The 20,158-nt window shown below is 62.0% G+C and carries 21 protein-coding genes and 1 riboswitch; of the genes, 15 read left to right on the top strand and 6 right to left on the bottom strand.

Annotated features, from left to right (window positions below; translation table 11 throughout):
• Position 1: 1 nt before the first annotated feature.
• The 6 genes from BLW50_RS27210 to BLW50_RS27185 all read left to right on the top strand — a co-directional run bounded on the left by BLW50_RS27210 (position 2) and on the right by BLW50_RS27185 (position 5,897).
• Positions 2–925 carry an alpha/beta fold hydrolase gene (locus BLW50_RS27210; RefSeq protein ID WP_139267764.1) on the top strand — a complete coding sequence of 308 codons (924 nt, stop codon included), beginning with the start codon at positions 2–4 and terminating at the stop codon, positions 923–925.
• Between the two features lie 232 nt (positions 926–1,157).
• Complete coding sequence (gene tolQ / locus BLW50_RS27205) at positions 1,158–1,892, top strand: protein TolQ (protein WP_090708193.1); 735 nt, start codon at positions 1,158–1,160, stop codon at positions 1,890–1,892.
• A 9-nt stretch (positions 1,893–1,901) separates the two neighbouring features.
• Entirely contained in the window at positions 1,902–2,351 is a 450-nt protein-coding gene (locus BLW50_RS27200) for an ExbD/TolR family protein (RefSeq protein ID WP_090708192.1), read from the top strand.
• A 47-nt stretch (positions 2,352–2,398) separates the two neighbouring features.
• Positions 2,399–3,568 carry a hypothetical protein gene (locus BLW50_RS31290; protein WP_090709813.1) on the top strand — a complete coding sequence of 390 codons (1,170 nt, stop codon included), beginning with the start codon at positions 2,399–2,401 and terminating at the stop codon, positions 3,566–3,568.
• 114 nt (positions 3,569–3,682) lie between these two features.
• Positions 3,683–5,011 carry a Tol-Pal system beta propeller repeat protein TolB gene (gene tolB, locus BLW50_RS27190; protein WP_090708191.1) on the top strand — a complete coding sequence of 443 codons (1,329 nt, stop codon included), beginning with the start codon at positions 3,683–3,685 and terminating at the stop codon, positions 5,009–5,011.
• Between the two features lie 194 nt (positions 5,012–5,205).
• A riboswitch (FMN riboswitch) is annotated at positions 5,206–5,383 on the top strand.
• A gap of 79 nt (positions 5,384–5,462) precedes the next feature.
• Positions 5,463–5,897 carry a 6,7-dimethyl-8-ribityllumazine synthase gene (locus tag BLW50_RS27185; RefSeq protein WP_090709811.1) on the top strand — a complete coding sequence of 145 codons (435 nt, stop codon included), beginning with the start codon at positions 5,463–5,465 and terminating at the stop codon, positions 5,895–5,897.
• Between the two features lie 14 nt (positions 5,898–5,911).
• On the opposite strand, the gene BLW50_RS27180 is transcribed toward BLW50_RS27185, so the two are convergent.
• A complete protein-coding gene (locus tag BLW50_RS27180; RefSeq protein WP_090708190.1) occupies positions 5,912–6,814 on the bottom strand; it encodes an ABC transporter ATP-binding protein in 903 nt (300 codons plus the stop codon).
• Between the two features lie 50 nt (positions 6,815–6,864).
• Between BLW50_RS27180 and modA the strand changes: the two genes are divergently transcribed.
• Both modA and modB read left to right on the top strand, forming a co-directional pair.
• Positions 6,865–7,608: a molybdate ABC transporter substrate-binding protein gene (gene modA, locus BLW50_RS27175; RefSeq protein ID WP_090708189.1), complete on the top strand. Its 744-nt coding sequence runs from the start codon at positions 6,865–6,867 to the stop codon at positions 7,606–7,608.
• Positions 7,605–8,309 carry a molybdate ABC transporter permease subunit gene (gene modB / locus BLW50_RS27170; RefSeq protein ID WP_244544415.1) on the top strand — a complete coding sequence of 235 codons (705 nt, stop codon included), beginning with the start codon at positions 7,605–7,607 and terminating at the stop codon, positions 8,307–8,309. Before modA ends, modB begins: the two co-directional genes overlap by 4 nt.
• Positions 8,310–8,314: 5 nt before the next feature.
• On the opposite strand, the gene BLW50_RS27165 is transcribed toward modB, so the two are convergent.
• The gene (locus BLW50_RS27165; protein ID WP_090708188.1) at positions 8,315–8,872 is read right to left on the bottom strand and encodes a flavin reductase family protein; all 558 of its coding nucleotides are present in this window, start codon (positions 8,870–8,872) and stop codon (positions 8,315–8,317) included.
• Positions 8,869–9,846 (bottom strand): AraC family transcriptional regulator, encoded by a 978-nt coding sequence (locus tag BLW50_RS27160; RefSeq protein WP_090708187.1) that lies wholly within the window; start codon positions 9,844–9,846, stop codon positions 8,869–8,871. Before BLW50_RS27160 ends, BLW50_RS27165 begins: the two co-directional genes overlap by 4 nt.
• 174 nt (positions 9,847–10,020) lie before the next feature.
• Here BLW50_RS27160 and BLW50_RS27155 point away from each other — a divergent pair, with 174 nt between their 5' ends.
• The 3 genes from BLW50_RS27155 to BLW50_RS27145 are packed head-to-tail and all read left to right on the top strand — an operon-like array spanning position 10,021 to position 12,664.
• Entirely contained in the window at positions 10,021–11,487 is a 1,467-nt protein-coding gene (locus tag BLW50_RS27155) for a 4-hydroxyphenylacetate 3-hydroxylase family protein (RefSeq protein ID WP_090708178.1), read from the top strand.
• A 12-nt stretch (positions 11,488–11,499) separates the two neighbouring features.
• Positions 11,500–12,120: a carboxymuconolactone decarboxylase family protein gene (locus BLW50_RS27150; RefSeq protein WP_090708176.1), complete on the top strand. Its 621-nt coding sequence runs from the start codon at positions 11,500–11,502 to the stop codon at positions 12,118–12,120.
• Positions 12,121–12,127: 7 nt separating this feature from the next.
• Positions 12,128–12,664 carry a 3-hydroxyanthranilate 3,4-dioxygenase gene (locus BLW50_RS27145; protein WP_210186137.1) on the top strand — a complete coding sequence of 179 codons (537 nt, stop codon included), beginning with the start codon at positions 12,128–12,130 and terminating at the stop codon, positions 12,662–12,664.
• Positions 12,665–12,673: 9 nt separating this feature from the next.
• On the opposite strand, the gene BLW50_RS27140 is transcribed toward BLW50_RS27145, so the two are convergent.
• Positions 12,674–13,771: a calcium:cation antiporter gene (locus BLW50_RS27140; protein WP_090709804.1), complete on the bottom strand. Its 1,098-nt coding sequence runs from the start codon at positions 13,769–13,771 to the stop codon at positions 12,674–12,676.
• A gap of 277 nt (positions 13,772–14,048) precedes the next feature.
• Between BLW50_RS27140 and BLW50_RS27135 the strand changes: the two genes are divergently transcribed.
• Complete coding sequence (locus tag BLW50_RS27135; RefSeq protein ID WP_090709802.1) at positions 14,049–14,765, top strand: MgtC/SapB family protein; 717 nt, start codon at positions 14,049–14,051, stop codon at positions 14,763–14,765.
• Between the two features lie 6 nt (positions 14,766–14,771).
• Here BLW50_RS27135 and BLW50_RS27130 read toward each other — a convergent pair whose 3' ends face one another.
• On the bottom strand, positions 14,772–16,283 hold the full coding sequence (locus BLW50_RS27130; protein WP_090708174.1) for an acyl-CoA synthetase: 1,512 nt from the start codon (positions 16,281–16,283) through the stop codon (positions 14,772–14,774).
• A gap of 21 nt (positions 16,284–16,304) precedes the next feature.
• A complete protein-coding gene (locus tag BLW50_RS27125; RefSeq protein WP_090708172.1) occupies positions 16,305–16,676 on the bottom strand; it encodes a VOC family protein in 372 nt (123 codons plus the stop codon).
• Between the two features lie 68 nt (positions 16,677–16,744).
• Here BLW50_RS27125 and BLW50_RS27120 point away from each other — a divergent pair, with 68 nt between their 5' ends.
• From BLW50_RS27120 to BLW50_RS27110, 3 genes are all read left to right on the top strand, one after another.
• Positions 16,745–17,374 (top strand): TetR/AcrR family transcriptional regulator, encoded by a 630-nt coding sequence (locus BLW50_RS27120; RefSeq protein ID WP_139267763.1) that lies wholly within the window; start codon positions 16,745–16,747, stop codon positions 17,372–17,374.
• Positions 17,375–17,451: 77 nt separating this feature from the next.
• A complete protein-coding gene (locus tag BLW50_RS27115) occupies positions 17,452–19,164 on the top strand; it encodes a CocE/NonD family hydrolase (protein WP_170850370.1) in 1,713 nt (570 codons plus the stop codon).
• Between the two features lie 21 nt (positions 19,165–19,185).
• Positions 19,186–20,151, top strand: a complete 966-nt coding sequence (locus BLW50_RS27110) for a Bug family tripartite tricarboxylate transporter substrate binding protein (RefSeq protein WP_090708165.1) — start codon at positions 19,186–19,188, stop codon at positions 20,149–20,151.
• Positions 20,152–20,158: the final 7 nt, after the last annotated feature.

Here is a 20,158-nt window from a genome sequence, read left to right as displayed (position 1 = left end):
CATGCTGATCGGCCGCCTTGCCTGTCTCGCGCTTGTCGCCGCTCCCACCCTGTCCGCCTTTGCGCAAACCGAGCCCGCCGAAATGCCCCTTCCCGCTCTGCCCGAAATCCAATTTGCCGAAATCCTAGCGGCCTCTCGCGCCCATTACCAAGGCGACCGCTTCAGCTATATGGAAGCCGGCCCGGCCGACGCGCCAGTGCTGCTCTTGCTCCATGGGGTCGGCGCCAATTCCATGCATTGGCGCTTCCAGCTCGCCGGCCTGTCCGATCGCTACCGCGTCATCGCCTGGAACGCGCCGGGCTATTTCCTCACCGACGGCTTCGCCAAAGAGACGCCAAGCTGCCAAGACTTCGCCGATGCGGTGAGGGATTTTCTCGAGACGTTGAAGATCGACCGGGTCAACATCGCCGGCAATTCCTTCGGCACCCGCGTCGCCCAATGTTTCACTGTGCATTACCCGGATCGCGTCCTCAAACTGGCGATGACCGGAATGGGTATTGGTCCCACCGACATGGCTGAAGATACGAAAGCCAAAATCATCGCCACCCGTGAAGGGCAGATCGCCAACGGCGGCTACGGTTTCGGCGCCCGGGTCTCGGCCCTCGTCGGCCCCCATGCTTCGCCCGAGCTGATCGCCGAAGTGCAACGCGTGGTGCGCGCCACACGTCCTCAGGGCTTCATGCACGGAGCGAAACTGAGTCTTGCCAACGGCTATAGCCCGGCGGAGGTCGCCGCCAAGGCGCAAATGCCGGTTCTCTTCATCCAGGGCACGGAAGACCAGGTGAACCCCGGCAAAGACAATGCCGACATCCTGATCAAGCTTTTGAAAAACGGCCGGATGGAGAAGCTCGAGGGGATCGGACACCTGCCCGAGATCGAGGTGCCCGACACGGTCAATAAGCTGCTGCGCGAGTTTTTTGGCTGATTCCGCCGCAAGCCCCAAAAATAGCGAAATACGTCGCTGACCATTCAAATTATGGCCGGCGACGATTCTGCTTCGTCATCATCCCGCTGAATGTAACCAGGTATTAACCCTGACTGGGTCTTAACTCAGAGGGTTAATGCGACAGCCTGCGGGCAGCCCCCGCGAGCCCTAGTTTCGTCGGATTCCCGGCGCAGAAGCGGGGACTTCCCCGCAATGATTGAGGACGAACGAGATGAATCCTGCCGATTTGGCGTCGGGCGCCAGCGGCGTCCCGGTCGAAGTGACGCTGTGGGGAATGTTCTGGGGCGCACATTTTGTAGTCAAGGTTGTGATGCTCGGCCTGCTCGCCGCCTCGGTATGGAGCTGGGCGATCATCATCAACAAGACCATGCTGTTCGCCAGCACAGAAAAAGCCATGGATCGGTTCGAGGATTCGTTCTGGTCGGGCAATTCGCTGGAAGAACTGTATCAATCCCTGTCCGCGACCCCAACCACCGCCATGTCGACGCTCTTCGTCGCGGCCATGCGCGAATGGAAACGGTCGTTCACCAATGCTTCCTCCGCCTTCATGGGCTTGCAGGCGCGCATCGAGAAGGTGCTTGACGTCTCCATCGCCCGTGAGGTCGAAAAGCTCGAGTCGCAGCTTCTGGTCCTGGCCTCCGTCGCCTCCGCCGGCCCCTTCGTCGGCCTTTTCGGCACGGTTTGGGGCATCATGACCGCCTTCCGCTCCATCGCCGCCTCCAAGAACACCTCGCTCGCCGTTGTCGCCCCTGGCATCGCCGAAGCCCTGTTCGCCACGGCGATCGGCCTTTTCGCCGCCATCCCTGCCCTCATTTTCTACAACATGCTGCAAGGCCGCGTCGCCCGCGCCCAGGCCCGCATGGAAAGCTTCGCCGACGAATTTTCCTCCATCCTGTCGCGTCAGATCGATCACCACGTCGCTAGCGAACGCGAACGCGTCGCCTGAGGTCTGATCATGGGAATGTCCGTCGGAGCAGCAGGTCGAAAAGGTGGACGCAGGCGGCGCGGTGTGCCGCGCTACGGCGCCATGGCTGAAATCAATATGACGCCGTTCATCGACGTCATGCTCGTGCTGCTCATTATCTTCATGGTGGCAGCGCCTCTCCTGGCGACCGGCGTGCCCATCGATCTGCCGGAAACCAAGGCCGCCGCACTCAACATCGATCAGAAGCCTCTGGCTGTCGCTGTCGACGAAAAGGGCGCGATCTATCTGATGGATCAGCCCGTCACCATCGAAGAGCTGCCGGAGCGCCTCAAGGCTGCCGCGAAGGGCGGGTTTGATGAACGTATCTATGTGCGCGGCGCGCGCGCCGTGAACTACGGTCGCGTCGCCGAGGTCATGTCGCTGATCACGGCGGCCGGCTTCAAGAAAGTCGCTTTGGTGACCGAACAGGAGAAGAAGTAGCCGTGCCGCGGGCCTTTTCCGCCACCGACAGGAGCTGAACGGGTTTGGTGCTTTCGCGCAGAGAACCTGGGGTCATCGTCTCCGGCAGCGTCCATGGCGCTCTGCTGCTGGCGGCGCTTGTCTCGTTCTCAGGCCCTCCGAAATATACCGACGCGCAGGAAGCCATCGCCGTCGAAATGATCACCGATAATGATCTCAGTCAGATCATGAAGGGCGAGAAGACGGCGAAAGAGGTGAAACCCGCACCGCCGCGCGCCGACAAGGTTGACGACATCGTCCAGCCGACGCCCAAACCCGTCGAGCAGGAAGCCAAGATCGATATTCCGACGCCACCGCCGCCGCTCCGCCGCCTGCCCGATCCAGGCCAGGACGACACGCCGCCGGTGCCCGCGCCACCCCAACGCGCCGCAGCGCTCCCGCCGCCGCAGCCGGAACAGGCCAAGCCTGAACCGCCGACACCGCCCGTGCGCCCGCCCGAACCCAAGGCCGAAGTCAAACCGGAGCCGCCCAAGCCACCGGACGCGGAAGCGATCGAACCGCCAAAGCCCCCGGTGCGCCCCAAGATCGAGCCGCCGAAGAAGGCCGAAGCGCCGGCGCCTGAGCCGCCCAAACGCCCCGTGCCGCCCAAACCGCAGCCAGTCAAAACCGAGCCGAAGCCGGAGCAGAAACTGCAGCCGGATAAGATCGCCAGCCTGCTCAGCGAGCAGAAGGCCGAAGACGCGAAGAAGCCGCCAGCGCGCCCGCGCTCGGGCGATGAAAACGCGCCGCCGCAGCGCCGGCTCAATCCCGGCGAAATCTCGCAATTGCTGTCAAAGGACGACCCCGGCCAGCGCGCCGCCACCGGCCGCGAAGTCAGCCGCACCGCCTCGCTCGGCTCGCCGACGGCCAATGCGGCGCGCATGTCGCCAGCCATGTGGGACCAGTTCCTTGGCTTCCTCAAGGATAAGTATGACCAGTGCTGGGACAGCAAGCCGCCGAATTCCGAAACGCTCGGCTATCGCCCCAAGATCACCGTGCGCTTCTCCCGCGAAGGGGCGCTTGAAGCCGCCCCGCGCCTTGCTAATCCGTCGAACGACCCCGCCAAGCGCTCTTTGGCCGATAGCGCTCTACGCGCCGTCAACCACCCCAGCTGCAACCCGATGCGCATCCCGGCGCGCTTCGAGCCCTATTACGACCAGTGGAAGGAAATGCCGCTCAGTTTCGATCCTTCCGACTGAAGCGTCATGATGACTTCCAACCGATCCCATAAGTCCACATTGTCATTGATAGCTTGAACGCCAAGATTGAACGCCAAGCCCGAAACTCAAAGCCTGAAACGGAATTGACATTCGATGCATGATTTTCACCTTTCCCGCCGGCGCTTTACCGCCCTCGCCGCAGGTACCACCGCGCTCTCGGCTCTGCCGCTAGGCCACAGCGCCTTCGCCCAGGCACCCCGTGAAGTCGAAATCCGCGGCGGCCAGTTCCGCCCGGTATCGATCGCCGTCACCGACTTCCTTGGCGACGCCCAGCAGGGGCCGGCGTTGACTCAGGTGATGATCAACAATTTCCGCCGCTCGGTTTATCTCGCCCCGGTCGAGCAGCGCAGCTTCACCGAGAAGATCACCAATCCCGACCAAGCGCCGCAATGGGACGCCTGGCGCACCATCAACGCGCAATATGTCGTCACCGGCCGCACCGGGCGCGGTCCTGACGGGCGCATGCGCACCGAATTCCGGCTGTGGGACGTCACCAGCGGCCAGCAGGCGGCCGGCCAGCAATTCGTCACCGACCCGAACAACTCCCGCCGCGTCGCCCATATCATTTCAGACGCCATCTTCTCGCGCATCACCGGCGAGAAGGGTTTCTTCGACACCCGTATCGTCTTCGTCGACGAAACCGGCCCGAAGGAACGCCGCCGCAAGCGCCTCGCTGTCATGGACCAGGACGGTGCCAACGTGCGCTACCTGACCCGTGGCGACGATCTCGCCCTGACGCCGCGTTTTTCGCCCTCGTCGCAAGACGTCGCCTTCATGTCCTTTGGCAATGGCGATCCGAAAGTCACGCTGCTCAATGTCGAGACCAGCCAACGCGAAGTGGTCGGCAATTTCCCCGGCATGACCTTCTCGCCGCGCTTCTCCCCCGACGGGCAGAAGATCATCATGTCGCTCACCTCGGGCGCATCGACCAATATCTATGCGATGGACCTGCGTTCGCGCGCCACCACGCGCCTCACCGACACGAGCGGCATCGACACCTCGCCCTGCTATTCGCCGGACGGCAGCCAGATCGCCTTCGAGAGCGATCGCGGCGGCGGCCAGCAGATCTATGTGATGGGCGCCGGCGGCGGCAATGCCCGGCGCATCTCCTTCAGCCAGGGCGCGCGCTATTCGACGCCGGTATGGTCGCCGAAGGGCGATCTCATCGCCTTCACCCGCCAGCGCAGCGGCGCCTTCGGCATCGGCGTGATGCGCCCCGACGGTTCGGGCGAACGCATCATCACCGAGGGCTATCACAACGAAGGCCCGACCTTCGCGCCCAACGGCCTGTTCCTGATGTTCTTCCGCGACCCGGGCTCCGGCGCGAAGATTTACATGGCCGATGTCACCGGCCGTGGCGAATTCCCGGTGCCGACCCCGAGCTTCGCCTCCGACCCGTCCTGGGGCCCGTTGCTGAGCTAGAGCAAATCGCGTTTCGGTAGAAACGTGATTTTGCTGAGATCCTCTTACTTGGACGCGTCTTCATGGCGTTCGACGATTCCGTCGAGCTGCGAAACGCTAGAGTTCACAGCAGCCGTCTTCCTCTTGCAGCACAGCCATGCGGGTTTGCGCCCGCCGCTCGGCTTGTGCGCTCGAACATTCTCTGGCACAGCTGATTTTGTTCTCAGGGCGGGGTGAAAATCCCTACCGGCGGTATGCGGCTTGCGTCGCGAGCCCGCGAGCGCCTTCCCGGGTAAATCCCGTTTCGACCGAAACGCGATTTGCCCAGAAGGGTCAGCAGATCAGGTGCGAAACCTGAGCCGACGGTTACAGTCCGGATGAAAGAGAACGAGCGGGCGCTCCTTCACCGGGAGGATCGTATCCGCGCGTGATCGCCTTGGGTGACGTGTCGATCGTCAGGAAAGGAGATCATGTGACACACACCCGCTTTGCTTTTGTGAAAGCCAATTGGCACGCTGACATCGTTAGCCGTGCCCTGCAGGGATTTCTGGAACTCATTCCCTCGGATAAGGTCGATGTCTTCGACGTTCCCGGCGCTTTCGAGCTGCCGCTGGTGGCACGCGATCTGGCCCTCTCCGGCAAATACGCGGCAGTCGCCGCCGCTGCTCTCGTGGTCGATGGCGGCATCTACCGGCACGACTTCGTCGCGCAAGCGGTGGTGAACGGCCTCATGCGCGTCGGTCTTGATACCGGCGTCCCCATCCTCTCGGTGGCGCTGACGCCGCATCATTTCCACGACAGCGAACATCATCAACGCATCTTCTATGACCACTTTCTCGAAAAGGGTCGCGAAGCGGCGCGCGCCGCCCTGATGATCGTGGAAACGCGAAAAACTCTGGCAGCCTGAGGGCACGCCGCTCTCTACTCCACCCGCGTTGAAGCCGCATCGGTGAAATCGAGCATGACCAGATCGCCCGGCGCGAAAGCAGCCGAGCGATCACGATAACGAATGCGGTGGCGCTCATCACCGATCATGACGACGCAAAAGCCTTCCGCATCCGGACCACTGACGTGACACCCCGTCAGCTGGAGGCCGCTCTCCTGCCGCGCCAGGCCGAAAGCCCCTGCAGCATCGCCATCATAGACCACGCGCCCTTGCTCCAACCGCACCACGCGATCGGCGAGACGCAAGATTTCCGCAGTATCGTGGCTGACGAGAAACGTCGTCGTGCCGAAGCGATGATGCAGCCGTTTCAACTCGTCCTGGAGCTGCCGGCGCATATCCGGATCCAGTGCTGACAAAGGCTCATCGAGCATCAGAACCGACGGCTTGCGCGCCAGCGCCCGGATCAAGGCCAGGCGCTGCTTCTGCCCACCCGACAGCCGCGCCGGATAAGCCTCGGCCAGGCGTTCAAGTCCGACCAATTCGAGCAGAGCCTGAGCCTCCTTTCGATGCGCTGTGCCGAGGGCATATTCAACATTGCCGCGCACGGTCATGTTGGGAAACAGCGCGTAGTCCTGAAAAACAAAACCGATCGGGCGACGGCGCACCGGCATGAAGCGACCGGAGACTGTGTCGCTCCACATCTCACCGCCAACACGCACATGGCCGCGATCAGGCACGGCCAAACCGGCAAGGACACGCAGCAAAGTCGTCTTGCCGGCGCCCGATGGCCCCGTCAGCGCGACAAAGGCGCCCCGGGCAAATTGCAAAGCGACATCGAGATGAAACGGACCCGCTGGACCTGTCAGCGCCAAGCCAGCCGTAAAGGCCAACCAGGACGAAGGGCCATCGGCATCGACAGAATCGCTATATTCAGCCATATATAACCATACGACATATTCCAGGATTTCACGAGAATACAGGTGGTTCGATGCAAAGCTATGGCCTTTCCCTTCGCGTCGCCGTTGCGGGCCTTGTCCTTGGATTCGCTCCCCTCGCCAGCGCCGATGAAACGACCTTGGCGGCGGGCGCGGGCTTTCGCCGCCCGCTTGCGGACATCGCCACCGCTTACCAGGCGCAAAGCGGGCACAAGATTCTCCAGACCTACGGTCATCTCGGACAGGTCATCGCCCAGGCCCGCGAAAGCGGCCAGATCTCCATCCTCTGCGGCGACGCGGTGGTGTTGCAAAGCGCCAAGGGAATCGCATTCGCCCGCATGGCTCGGCTCGGCCTCGGCAAACTGGTCGTCGCCTATCGTAAGGGCGTGACACTGACGAAGCCCGAGGATCTCGCCACCGCATCCTTCGCGCGCCTTGGCATTCCCGACCAGGCCAATGCCATCTACGGCAAGGCTGGACGCCAGTTTCTGGAGCGCGCGCAACTCGACAAAGCCATTGATCCGAAGCTGATCGCCGTGGCGACGGTGCCGCAGGTCACGAGCTATGTCGCCAACGGCGAAATCGACGCCGGCTTTGTCAATGCCACCGATGCGATCGGCGCCGGCGACACGATCGGCGGCTTCATCGAAGTGCCGGACAAATTCTACGATCCGGTGGAAGTGTCGTGCGGTGTGCTGGCCGCAGCGCCCGCCGCATCCACCACGGCCACGCAGGGCTTCATTGCTTTCCTTGAGACGGAACCGGCCCGGAAGATCCTGCAACGCTACGGCCTGTGAGCGCCATCGTCTCCGATATCGGCGCGGCCCTCTCCGATCCGGGCCTCGCCTTTCCCGCCGCCCTGACCTTCAAGGTGGCGCTTGTCACTTTCTGTCTCCATCTCGTTCTCGGACTTAGCCTCGGCTGGGCACTGGCGCAGCCAAAGTGGTGGGGCCGAACGGCCCTCGACATCGTCGTCACCGTACCATTGGTGTTTCCGCCTTTGGCGCTCGGCTTCGTTCTGCTGCTGCTTCTGGGGCGGCGCAGCGCGATCGGCGGCTGGCTCGATCAGAGTTTTGGCTTTTCCTTCGTCTTTTCTACGGAAGGCGTGATCCTCGCGTCGGTCATCGCCGGCCTGCCGCTGGTGGTGAAACCGATCGAAGCCGCCATTGCCAGCCTCTCACGCAGCCTCGGCGAAGCCTCTCGCACGCTCGGGCGCAGCGAATGGGAAACCTTTATCCATGTGATTATTCCCAATATACGCGGCGCGATTGTCGCCGGCCTCGTGCTCGGCACAGCGCGCGCCCTTGGCGAAGTCGGGATCACGCTTATGCTCGGCGGCAACATCGTCGGCAAAACCAACACTATGTCGCTTGAAATCTACAACGCCGTGTTCAATGGCGAATATCCACGCGCCATGGCTCTGTCAGCCATCCTCGGCGTTCTCTCGGTGATCGTTTTCATCATCCTGCGGCGCAGCTCGAAGCCGATATTGAGCTAAGCCCCTCAAAAATAATAGCCATGCCGCGGGTCGAAAAAATCGTCCTCGAGCTTCGAGAAACGGCCATCGGCATAAAGAAGCGGCCGGGCGCTGGCCGTGACATGCACTGCCTTGATGTCGGCGATGATCAGGCCATGGGAGACCGCATCGACGATTTCGGCAATGGCGCATTCAAACGTGCAGAGCGCGTCACCAAGCACCGGATCACCCTTATAGCCACCAGGTCGCCAGGCGCCGACGGTGAAACGGTCAGCGACCGCATTCATACCAGCGAAACATGCGGCGATATCGGCCTGCCCCTCAGCCAGAACATTGACGCTGAGATGGCCGGCCTGCCGCATTAACGCGAAGGTCGGTCCACGTTGGTTGACGCAGGCCAGCAGGCGCGGCGGTTCCGCCGACAGCGAACACATGGCCGTCGCCGTAAGCCCCCCACGCGTGTCGCCAGCGCAGGTGGTGAGCACCGTCACGCCACTGGCCCAGGCGCGCATGCCAACACGAAAATCGGTGAGGTCGACCGCATCCATCGGCCAGTCACTGGCGAGCGCATGGCTGAAACTCACGATCTGCGTCTCCGGCGAATGGTTTGCGACGGCGTTTCGCCGAACCGTTCGGCATAGCTCTGCGCGAAGCGACCAAGATGGGAGAAGCCGCAGTCGAGCGCGATAGCGGTAACATTCTCGCCCACGCCATTGAGCAGCACGCTGCGGGCGCGATCAAGCCGTAGATCACGCGCGATCTGGCTTGGCGTGCGGCCACGAAAACGCTGAAACCCTTCCTGCAAGGTGCGCGCGCTGACACCGGCAAGCCGCGCCAAGGTCGCCGTCTTCACCATCGCATTGGGGCTGGCCCGCAGATGGCGCTCGGCCCGCCAAATGTAATAGGGCACCGCATGGCCAGCCGCCGTTTCACGACCAGCAACGAGACGGTGCGGCAATGCCGCCAGCACCAGATCGAGCAGCTCGTTCTCGCTGGCCCGGATCGCCGCCGTCGGCCGGCAATGACCGCTGCCATCGCTGGTGCAATCGCCAAGGCGATCCAACAGCTGGTGCACCGGCTCGAAAAAGGTCGTCGCCGACAACGTTTCCGGCGCGAACTCCACCGTCTCAGCCAACGTGGCGGCGACGCGCCCGGCCAGCCGGCCACGTGGGATCTTGAGCAAGATCTGCTGGGCTTCGCGGTCCCACAACTTCCGGTAGGCGATGTTGGGATTCATGATGAAGGCGGAGCCCGCTTCCAGCACCGTCTCGAAGCCTTGCGCGCGCAGGCCAACGCGGCCGCTGAGCGTCATCTGCAACAGGTAGAAATCGAGCGCCGGCGCCACCACCTCCGCCTCCGAGCCATAGCGCAAAAGGCTGATCGAGCTTTCGCCCAGGCTCAGAAGCTGGTGTGCGAAATCGAGGCTGCTGCCGCGCACCTCCAGTGCATGACGGGCGAACACCCGGTCGAGGCAACGGCGCGCGACACGGGCATCACCCGTGCGCGTCATCGGCAGGCGGCGGCTCAAGGCATCAAGCTCTGGGATCACCGGGTTCACCGGGCCTCTCCCTGGTTCAACTTCGCCAAGCCTACCGCCGGCGCCCCCGGCGTCAAAGGCCGAAAAGCCCCGTCACCGGCGGGTTTGGCCGTTTCCTGCGCTTTACGGATAGCAGGCCCAGGCGACTTGCCGTCTCCTCAAGTCCACACCCAAGCTTCAGGAGCGGAGAGCCCCATGCTCAAAACCGGCAAGGATTATCTGGAACGGCTGCGCGACGGACGCACCGTCTATATCGGGCGCGAGCGCGTCGACAACGTCACCACCCACCCGGCCTTCGCCCAGGCGGCGCGCTCTTTCGCCGATTTCTTCGACATGAAGGCCGACCCCGCCCGGCGCGAAGAGATGTCCTATGTGGAAGATGGCGAACGCCACAGCGCCTATTATCTGAAGGCCCGCAACAAGGACGATCTGGCCAAGCGCAGCACCGCCCACCGCATTCTCGCCGAAGCCAACTATGGCCTGCTCGGCCGCTCGCCCGATTATGTTTCAAGCTTCGTCACCGGAATGAGCCTGAAGCCTGATTTTTTCGGCGTCTATGCGGACAACGTGACGAACTACTATCGGTTCATGCGCGACAACGACATATTCGCCGCCCATGCCATTGTCTCGCCGCAGAGCGCGCGCGATCCAGCTTTCTATCAAAAGCAGAACCTGCCCAATCCGAGCTGCCGTGTGATCCGCGAGACAGACGACGGCATCATCGTCCACGGCATGAAAATGCTGGCGACCAGCGCGCCGGTGGCCGATGAAATCTGGATCGGCAACATCCTGCCGTTATCGCCGGAAGCCAAGGCGGAATCGATCACCTTCGCCGTGCCCTGCAATACGCCGGGCCTGTCGATGTGGTCACGCAAGCCCTTCGCCCCACACGCACAGAGCGAGTTCGACGCGCCGCTGACATGGCGCTTCGACGAGCCCGATGCCATGGTCATGTTCGACAATGTAAAAGTGCCCTGGGAACGGGTGTTCGTGCACAACGACCCGCAGCGCTCGCGCGCGCTCTACATCGAGACTGCGGCGCATTCCTATGGCAACCACCATTCCAATGTACGCTTGCAGGTGAAGCTGCAAATGCTCGTCGGCCTCGCCAGTCGTATCGCTCAAGCGAATGGCGCCGATCAGATCCCCGCCGTGCGCGAGACACTTGGTCGCCTCGCCGCGCTTGAGGCGCTTCTGGAAGCAACGGTCGCCGGCCAGATCCAAGCGGCCGAGGAATGGCCGACGCCAGGCTATCTCACCTTCAATCGGCGCATGATGTATGCGGCGCTGAACTGGGGCGTCGAAAATTATTCGGCTATCATCGACACCGTGCGCGAACTCTGCGGCGGCGGCGTATTGCAGATGCCCGCCGACCTGTCCATGCTCGACGATGACACCTTGGCGGAAACATTCCGCACCTATTGGCAGACGCCCCATATGGCGGCGCTCGATCGCATGAAGCTGTTCAAGCTCGCCTGGGACATGGTTGGCTCGGAACTGGCCGGCCGCCACCAGCAATATGAGAAATTCTTTCCCGGTGCGTCCTTCATCGTTCGCAACCACAATTATCGTGAAGCGCCCTGGGAGAAATGGCACGCCACCGTCGACGGCATCCTGACCCGAACGGCCGCGCCCGCCTCCACTATCTCCGAGCCCGTGTAAAGGACAATCACCATGGCCCGTATCGCACTCGCCGACCGCAACAAACTGCCCGAAGAATTCAAAGGACGTTTCGACATCATCGAAAAGTCGAACGGCTATATCCCCAACAGCTATCTGCTGCTCGCCCACCGACCGCCGATCCTCAAGGCGCTGATGGACCTGTCACAAGCCGTAATCCGCGACGAAGGCGCGCTCGATCGCGGCTTCCGCTTTCTTGTCGCCTATATGTCGAGCCGCACGGCCGGCTGTCAGTTCTGCCAGGCTCACAATATTTCCAGCGCCGCGCGCTGGGGCATCAGCGACGAAAAGCTCAATGCCATCTGGGACTATGAAACGAGCCCGCTGTTCAACGATGGCGAGCGCGCCGCCTTCGATCTTGCCCGCGCCGCTTCCGTGGTGCCCAATGCGGTCACCGACGAGATTTTCGTGCGCCTGAAGCAACATTTCTCCAACGAACAGATCATCGAAATGGTCTCCGTGATCGCGCTCTTTGGCTGGCAGAACCGTTTGAACGATACATTGCAGACCGATCTCGATGCCCATACGCTCGATTGGGCAGCGCAGTTTGGTCTAGCCGAGAAGACTGGCTGGAATCCGGAAGATCATCTCGGCAAATCCACCGAACCGGCTTGAGGCAAACATGTCAGCTACACCCGATGGCCCCAGCGCCTTCAACCTGATGAAATGGATCGCGGAAAATCCCGACAAGCTCAAACCGCCGCTGGGCGCCAAGACGATCTTCCGCGAGGACGATTTCATGGTGACTGTCGTCGGCGGCCCCAATGCCCGCACCGACTATCACGTCAATCCAACCGAGGAATTTTTCTTCCAACTCAAGGGCGACGTGAAGATCGGCCTCCAGCACGATGGCAAGCCTTACGACCTCGTCCTGCCGGAAGGATCGATCTATCTCTTACCGGCCAACGTGCCGCACGCGCCGCAGCGCGGCCCCAACACGGTCGGCCTGATCATCGAGCGCATCCGCAAGAACGGCCTGCTCGACACCCATCGCTGGTATTGCGAAGAGTGCAACAACGTGCTGTTCGAGAAGACCGTACAGATCGAAATTCTCGAACGCGACATGCCGCCGATCTTCGACGCCTATTACGGCAATCCCGACAACCAGCTCTGCAAAGCCTGCGGCCACCACAATCCGGGGAGGCCAGCGCGAGCGTGAAGCCCGCGCTTAAGGAATGGCCGAGAGGACGATGAACACGGCGAAGATGCCGAGATGCACCACGCCCTGAAGCACCGTGGTGCGGCCCGTGCCGAGCGTGATCGTGCTGACGAAGAGCGTCAGCACCAGCAGCACCTGATGCGCCGGCGACAGGCCGAGTGTCAGCTGCTTATCGGCAAAGATTGAGACGGCGGTGACCACGGGGATCGTCATGCCAATGCTGGCGAGTGCCGAGCCGAGCCCGAGATTCACGCTGTTCTGCAAACGGTTCACAATGGCTGAACGCACCGAAGCGATACCTTCCGGCAAAAGCACCACGGCGGCGATCACCACACCGACGAAGGCCTTCGGCAAGCCGGCGGCGGCAATAGCATTGTCGAGCGGATAGGACAGAATTTTGGCAAGAAGAACGACGGCGGCAAGCGAAACCGGCAGCAGGATGGCGCTGGTGAGCGTCACCGAGCCTGAGGGGGCTGGGATCTCGTCCTCCAGCGAGTCTGACTTCGCTTCCATGAAATAGTCGCGATGACGGATGGTCTGCACGAAGATGAAGACGCCATAGAGTGCTAAAGAGACAGCGCCGATGACCACCAGCTGAAAGGACGAAAATTGCCTCGGACCGCCAGCTTCCGTGAAATTCGGCAGAACCAGAACCAAGGTTCCTAACGTGCCCAAAACCGCCAGCGCCGAAGACGCCGAAGGCAGTTGGAACGTCTGTTCGTGATGTCGCCGGCCGCCCAACACGAGGCTCAAACCGATGACGCCGTTCAGCACGATCATCAAGGCGGAATAGACCGTATCGCGCGCCACCGTGGCGGCGCCTTCCGCCGTCGATAACATGATGGAAACGATCAGGGCGACCTCGATGATCGTCACGGCTGCCGCCAGGATGATCGACCCCAGCGGCTCCCCGACCTTTGCGGCCAGCACTTCCGCATGATGCACCGAGGCGAAGACCGCGGCCGCAAGAAACACGGCCGCGATCGTCAACACGATGGCGGAACTCTCCGATACGATGCCGGACAGTTTGAGGGCGATCAGAACGGCCGCGCCCGCTGGGACGAGCCAGGACCAGGCCGGGACGTGATCGTGATGCGCGTGTGCCATATGCCTCACATTATATTTTGCGCCGCTACGGCGCCAATACGACACCCAGCCATTGCCAAATTTGAAGAGCTTACCGCCAAACCGACAGCCGATTGGCCAGCCCTTGCGTGACACGTCTTCAAACTATTGTAATAATTGATGATACTGTTTTCTCACACGCAGATGGTGCTATGCAAGCGATTTGACGGGCACAGGGTTCGAAAGGGCTATCGGTTTCCCCCGATCATACGGGTTAGACCGTGGCTGATCACCCGCCTGGCTGAGGATACAGATGCAACTGCAGTTTATTGAGACCTTCGAAGCCGCCTCCTTCCTGGACAGCTTCATCAGCCTCTCCGCCGCCTTCGTCCTCGGCACGGCCATCGGCGTGGAACGACAATATCGCCAGCGCAGCGCCGGCCTGCGGACCAATGTTCTCGTTTCAGTCGGCGCCGCCGCCTTCGTCGATCTCGCCATGCGACTGACCGGCGCTGACGGCGCGGTGCGGGTGATCGCCTATGTGGTGTCGGGCATTGGCTTTCTCGGCGCCGGCGTCATCATGAAAGAAGGCATGAATGTCCGCGGCCTCAACACGGCCGCGACCTTATGGGCCTCCGCCGCCGTCGGCGCCTCGGCGGGTGGCGACCGCGTCGCCGAAGCCGCGATGATCACGCTCTTCATTCTCGCCGGCAATACGCTGCTCATTCCCCTCGTCAATGCGATCAACCGCATTCCTATCGACGAAGGATTCTCGGAAGCCATCTACGAGGTCCGCGTCGCCGCCCTCAACGACCGGGTGCCGGACTTGCGCGAAAGTATTCTGGGCGAGTTGAAGCGCGCCAAATATCCGGTGGCTGATATCAACATCACGCCGGGCAATGACGACACCTCGGAGATCATCGCCAGACTTGTCAGCACGACCGCGCGAACCGACGAATTGAACTATGCGGTCAGCCGGCTGCGCCGTCTCACCGGTGTGCAGCATGCAAGCTGGGAAGTCAGCACGGCCGAATGATCAAACTTAGATGCGGCCGCGTAATTCGCGCTTGAGCACTTTGCCGTAGCTATTCTTCGGTAGATCCTCAAGGAAGACATAGCGACGCGGCCGTTTGAAGCGTGCCAGACGATTGAGGCAGAGCGTGTCGAGTTCATCGGCGGTGATGTTAGGCGTAGTGGTGACGACGCAGGCCACCACCAACTCGCCCCATTCGCGATCCGGCTCGCCGATCACCGCCACTTCGCGCACGCCGTCATGTTCGAGGAGAACCTCCTCGATCTCGCGCGGATAAATATTGCTGCCGCCGCTGATGATCAGATCTTTCTTGCGATCGAGCAGCGTGAGAAAGCCACGTTCGTCGAGCTTGCCGCTGTCGCCGGTGTGCAGCCAACCATCACGCAGCGCCGCCGCCGTCGCCTCCGGGTTGCGCCAATAGCCAGCCATGACGCAATCGCTGCGCGTAACCACCTCGCCGAGTTCACCCGGAGGCAGCGACTCGCCATCGTCGTCGACCACCATGACTTCGACGCCCGTGCGCGCCGGGCCGCAGGAGGCGAGCCAGTCGTCACGGTGGTCGCGCACCGCCTTCTCATGGTGGAACTTGTCGAGACCGGTGATGGTCATCGGCGATTCACCTTGGCCGAAGAGCTGATAGAATCTCGGGCCAAACACATCGAGGGCATCTTTGAGATCCTGCACATGCATCGGGCCGCCGCCATAGATCATGCATTTCAGCGACGAGAGATTGCCGCGCCAGCGACCGACCTGTCGCACCAAGCGGTTCACCATGGTGGGCGCCGCGAACATGCTGACGTTTTGATATTTGCCAAGCGCGCTCAACACCTCGTCGGGGTCGAAGGAGCCGGACAGGATCAGATTATGCGAGCCCTTGGCGATATGCGGCAATGCGTAGATGCCAGACCCATGTGTCAGCGGCGCCGCATGGAAGATCGTATCGCGTTCGTCGAGTTGATCGATGTCGGCCAGGTAGCTTGTGGTCGAGAACATCAGATTGCGATGGGTCAGCATCGCGCCTTTTGATTTGCCCGTCGTGCCACTGGTGTAAAAAAGCCAGGCGAGATCGTCGGGCGCCACCGGCGTCACATCGAGGCCATCGCCCTTGCAGAGCGCGACGAAGGCCGGATCGGTCGCGTCGAACAGAAAACACTTGTGTTGGCTAAATTCCGGCACGGCATGGATGGCAGCGGCCTGCTTCGGTGAGGTGAGACAGAGCGCGGCATCGCTGTCGACAATGAGATCGAGCAATTCGCGACCGTGCAATTTAGCATTCATCGGCACGGCGACAAGACCGGCACGCCAGATGGCGAACAGCGCCAGCAGCAATTCGACGCTGTTGTCCATCGCCAGCGCAACCCGGTCGCCCTTCTCCAGACCGAAATGTCCGCGCAGCGCGCCAGCGAAAGAAGCGACATCGGCATTGAGCTGGCGATAGGTCAGGCTACGCCCATCCTGCGTGACGGCTGGGTGATCGGGCAGCCGCTGCGCGGACTGCTCGAGAAGCATACTGATGTTCATCTCATCTCCCTATAGCCCGGATCATCCCCTGATCTCGATATGCTCGCCATCAGGTCCGGCAAACACGACGCGCCGCCAAGTCTCCTCCCCCGGCTCCCGCGCGCCGGTCTTATGCGGCGCCTGCACCAGCGCGATGCCCGCCGCCTGCAAGTCCTGCACGGCACCGTCGAAGTCATCACAATGCAGGCAGAAGTGAAAGCCTTGCATTGGCGCATCCTGCTGGCCAACCAGTTCGAGCACCGTGCCGCCCAGTTTCAGATAGGCGATCTTGAGGCCGGTCGGCGTCACATAGTCGGAATAGGTCTTGAAGCCGAAGGTCCGTTCGTAAAAGGCGACGGAGCGGGCGAGATCCGCCACATCCAGCGCCACATGATCGATCCGCGTGAAAGCCACCTGTTCCTCCTGCCGGCGAAGCGTAATGCTACCAAGGCTGGCCAGGGGAATGGAAGGGCGGGTTTACTTTGACGGTTGTTCCTCCGCGTCGGTCGTGGCACGTCTCGGGCATGCAAGACGATCGCGACACCGACAAAAAGCCTGACGACAGCCAGAAGCCGCTCGGCCGCGCCGACTGGATCGACGCCGCCTGGAAAACCCTCGGCCAGACCAGCCTAGATCATGTCCGGGTCGATCGGCTGGCGCGCGACATGGATGTGACGCGCGGCAGTTTCTATTGGCATTTCAAGAACCGCGACGATCTGATCGCCGCCGTGCTGGAACGCTGGTTCGACGTGCTCGGCCTCGAACAGTCGATGATCCCGGCCATCGCCGGAAAAGCCGATCCGCGCGAAAAACTCTGGACGATCTACGAACGTGTCATCAGCGGCATCGACGGGGCGCAATATCTCGCCCTGCGCCTGTGGGCGCGCAACGACCCCAAGACGCGCGACCGTCTCGCGGACGAAGACGCTCGCCGCCTCTCCCATCTCGTCGCGCTCTTCGCCGACATCGGCTTTGCCGCGCCGGAAGCGGAACACCGGGGCGCCATCTATCAAGCACTGATGATCGGCGAATATCTGCGCCAGGGTCACCTACCGCAAAAGGAGCGCCTGCGCCTGGCCCGGTTCCAACATGAGGAAATGGTGGCGAGATAGGCCTCCATACATATCTGTATTGACACTCTGAGCGCGCCCTCCTATATCCATACACAACTGTATGGATGGAAGCGCTTGTGTTCACTCCTGAATGGCACACCTCCGAACGCCGTCACGGCATCCGGCAAGAACGCGATGTCGCCATCCCGCTCGACGATGGGGTAAGTCTCGACGCCGATGTCTTGCGACCCGACAGCGACGGGCGCTTCCCGATCATCCTCAGCGTTCATGCCTATAGCAAGGCCGATCAACTGGCCCGGCTTGAGCCCGAAGCCTTTTCGCATGCGCGCGGCCACATGGAAGCAGGCGACAGCGCCTTCTTCGTTCGGCGCGGCTATGTGCACATCATCCTCAACATGCGCGGCACTGGCGGCTCTGGCGGCACCTACGACAATATGGGCCCGCGCAGTATCGAGGATATCGCGCAGGCCATTGCTTGGGCAGCCGCGCAACCCTGGTCGAGCGGCTCTGTGGGCATGTTCGGCGTCTCCTATTTCGCCATCGTGCAGGCGCGCGTCGCCACGCTGCATCCGCCGGCGCTGAAATGCATTTTCGCCCCCTTCGGCTGGTCGGATATGTATCGCGACCGTTACTACCACGGCGGCATTCTCAGCCACGGCTTCATGAAGGTCTGGGTGCCGACCTTGGACAATCCGCGCATCGAAGGCGAATGCGCTTTCGCGGATGACGAGAACACATTGCAGGCGACCATGGCCGACGCCGATATCGCCGACGTGCCTTTCCTCGCCAATGCGCTGGCTGAAGTCAGCACCAATCCACGGGAGCGCAGCGGCGCTTCGGCAATGATCGCCGATGTCCTGACGCAACCTTTCGATGCGTCCTACTATCGCGAACGTTCCGTTGATTATGCGACGCGCCCTTCCGTACCAGCTTATTTCGGCGGTTGCTGGGGCGTCTATGGCCTGCATCTGCCCGGCGCCTTTCGCAATTGGCAACATTGGGCCGGGCCAAAGCGCATGGCCATCGGTCCGCCGGTCTATCTCGACCGCCCGCTCTACCAATATCACCACGAGGCGCTGCGCTGGTTCGACCATTGGCTCAAGGGCATGGACACCGGCCTCGACCATGAGGAGCCGATCCAGCTTTTCATCGACGGCACCGGCGAATGGAAAGGCGCATCGTCCTGGCCGTTGCCGCAGACGCGCTTCACCGCCTTCCATCTGCATGAGAACGGCGTTCTGTCCGAACGCGAACCCGCGCCCGACGCTACGCCCGTGACCTTTCACGATGCGCCGCACGCCCATGGCGAAGCCCGTTTCTGGTCGCCCCCGATGGTCGAGGCGACGGAGCTTTGCGGCCCCATGGTCTGCAATCTCCATCTATCGACCTGTGACGATGACGCGCTGGTGTTTGTCTCGATCCTGCATCGTAGTGCTGAAGGTAAGGAACGATTACTGACCCGAGGCTGGCTGCGCGCGTCGCAGCGTGCGCTGGATGAAACGCGCTCCTTGCCCTGGCAGCCCCATCACCGTCATGATCGACGCGATGTCTTGCAGCCCGGTGTCGTCTATGAACTCAACATTGAGGTGCGCCCCTACGCCATCCTGCTGAAGCCCGGCGAACAGATCGGCCTGCGCATCAAATGCGCCGACGACGATGCGCCGGCGAACGCCCTTGAAGCCATCAACATCGGCCATCTGCATCGCGCCCGCGCCGCGACAGTGAATATCCATACCGATGCCAACCACGCCTCGCATCTGATCCTGCCGATCACGCGCGGCAACCGCATCGGCACCTATCTTTCGGGAGGCAAACTGCCGCCTATCTGAGCGTTGTAGAGGGAGGGGAACATGAAAATTTTTCTGGCAGCCGCCATCGGCCTTGCCGCGACGTTTGCAGCGCCAGCGAACGCGCAGAATTATCCGAACCAGATCATCAAGGTCATCGTGCCCTTCCCGCCAGGCGGCGTGCTCGATGCCATCACCCGTTCGATCACCGAACGGCTGCGCGAAAAACTCGGCCAGGCCGCGATCATCGAAAATCGCGCCGGCGCCAACGGTTCGCTCGGTCTCGAAGCCTGCGCTAAGGCGACGCCCGATGGCTACACGATCTGCGCCGTCACCATCGAACAGATGATCACCGCGCCCTCCCTCGAGCCGGAACAATGGGCGCGCTACAAAACGTTGGCGCCGCTAACGCAAATGCTACGTGCCGGTGGCGTCGTCTATGCCAGTCCGGATCTCGGCATCAAGACACTCGATGGTCTCGTCGCTCTGGCGAAGAAGGAACCGGGCAAGCTCAATTACGCATCTTTCGGACGCGGCAGCTCACCGCAATTGTTTTTCGAATGGCTGCGCGCTCACAAGGGCGCCGATCTCTTTCACGTGCCGATGCGCAGTGCCGGCGACATCATGAACGAACTCGTTGGTGGCCGCATCCAGGCGAGCTATGTCACTGTCGGCTTCGCCAAGCCGCAGGCCGAAGCTGGCAAGATCGTACCGCTCGCCGTCACCGGCGATAGCCGCGAACCGCTTCTGCCGGACGTGCCTTCGCTCGGCGAACTCGGTCTCAACTTTCCCTATAAGGGCGGCTGGTTTGCTCTGATGGCGCCGCCCGGAGTTGACGAGAAGATCATGAACCGCCTCGCAGGCGCCGTGCGTGAACTGGTTGAGGAAGCGGATTACCGCAGCAAATTCCTTGAGCCCCAAGGCTATGTCGGCATCGGCAATACGCCAGCGGAATTCGCCACTCTTCTCAAGGTCGAAATGGCCAGAGGCGACGAGCTTGCGAAACTGGTGCCGGCGCCAAATAATTAAGGGCAGC

It is taken from the genome of Beijerinckia sp. 28-YEA-48 (assembly GCF_900104955.1).
Classification (GTDB): Bacteria; Pseudomonadota; Alphaproteobacteria; order Rhizobiales; family Beijerinckiaceae; genus Terripilifer.
The sequence above is the reverse complement of the archived record's forward strand: the minus strand, read 5'-3'. Positions and strand labels throughout refer to the sequence as shown.

What these genes read in the sequence shown, in the direction of transcription:
- BLW50_RS27210 (WP_139267764.1), top strand. Translation starts at nt 2, where the DNA reads ATGCTGATCGGCCGCCTTGCCTGTCTCGCGCTTGTCGCCGCTCCCACC.
- tolQ (WP_090708193.1), top strand. Translation starts at nt 1,158, where the DNA reads ATGAATCCTGCCGATTTGGCGTCGGGCGCCAGCGGCGTCCCGGTCGAA.
- BLW50_RS27200 (WP_090708192.1), top strand. Translation starts at nt 1,902, where the DNA reads ATGGGAATGTCCGTCGGAGCAGCAGGTCGAAAAGGTGGACGCAGGCGG.
- tolB (WP_090708191.1), top strand. Translation starts at nt 3,683, where the DNA reads ATGCATGATTTTCACCTTTCCCGCCGGCGCTTTACCGCCCTCGCCGCA.
- BLW50_RS27180 (WP_090708190.1), bottom strand. Translation starts at nt 6,814, where the DNA reads ATGGCTGAATATAGCGATTCTGTCGATGCCGATGGCCCTTCGTCCTGG.
- modA (WP_090708189.1), top strand. Translation starts at nt 6,865, where the DNA reads ATGCAAAGCTATGGCCTTTCCCTTCGCGTCGCCGTTGCGGGCCTTGTC.
- BLW50_RS27155 (WP_090708178.1), top strand. Translation starts at nt 10,021, where the DNA reads ATGCTCAAAACCGGCAAGGATTATCTGGAACGGCTGCGCGACGGACGC.
- BLW50_RS27150 (WP_090708176.1), top strand. Translation starts at nt 11,500, where the DNA reads ATGGCCCGTATCGCACTCGCCGACCGCAACAAACTGCCCGAAGAATTC.
- BLW50_RS27145 (WP_210186137.1), top strand. Translation starts at nt 12,128, where the DNA reads ATGTCAGCTACACCCGATGGCCCCAGCGCCTTCAACCTGATGAAATGG.
- BLW50_RS27140 (WP_090709804.1), bottom strand. Translation starts at nt 13,771, where the DNA reads ATGGCACACGCGCATCACGATCACGTCCCGGCCTGGTCCTGGCTCGTC.
- BLW50_RS27130 (WP_090708174.1), bottom strand. Translation starts at nt 16,283, where the DNA reads ATGAACATCAGTATGCTTCTCGAGCAGTCCGCGCAGCGGCTGCCCGAT.
- BLW50_RS27110 (WP_090708165.1), top strand. Translation starts at nt 19,186, where the DNA reads ATGAAAATTTTTCTGGCAGCCGCCATCGGCCTTGCCGCGACGTTTGCA.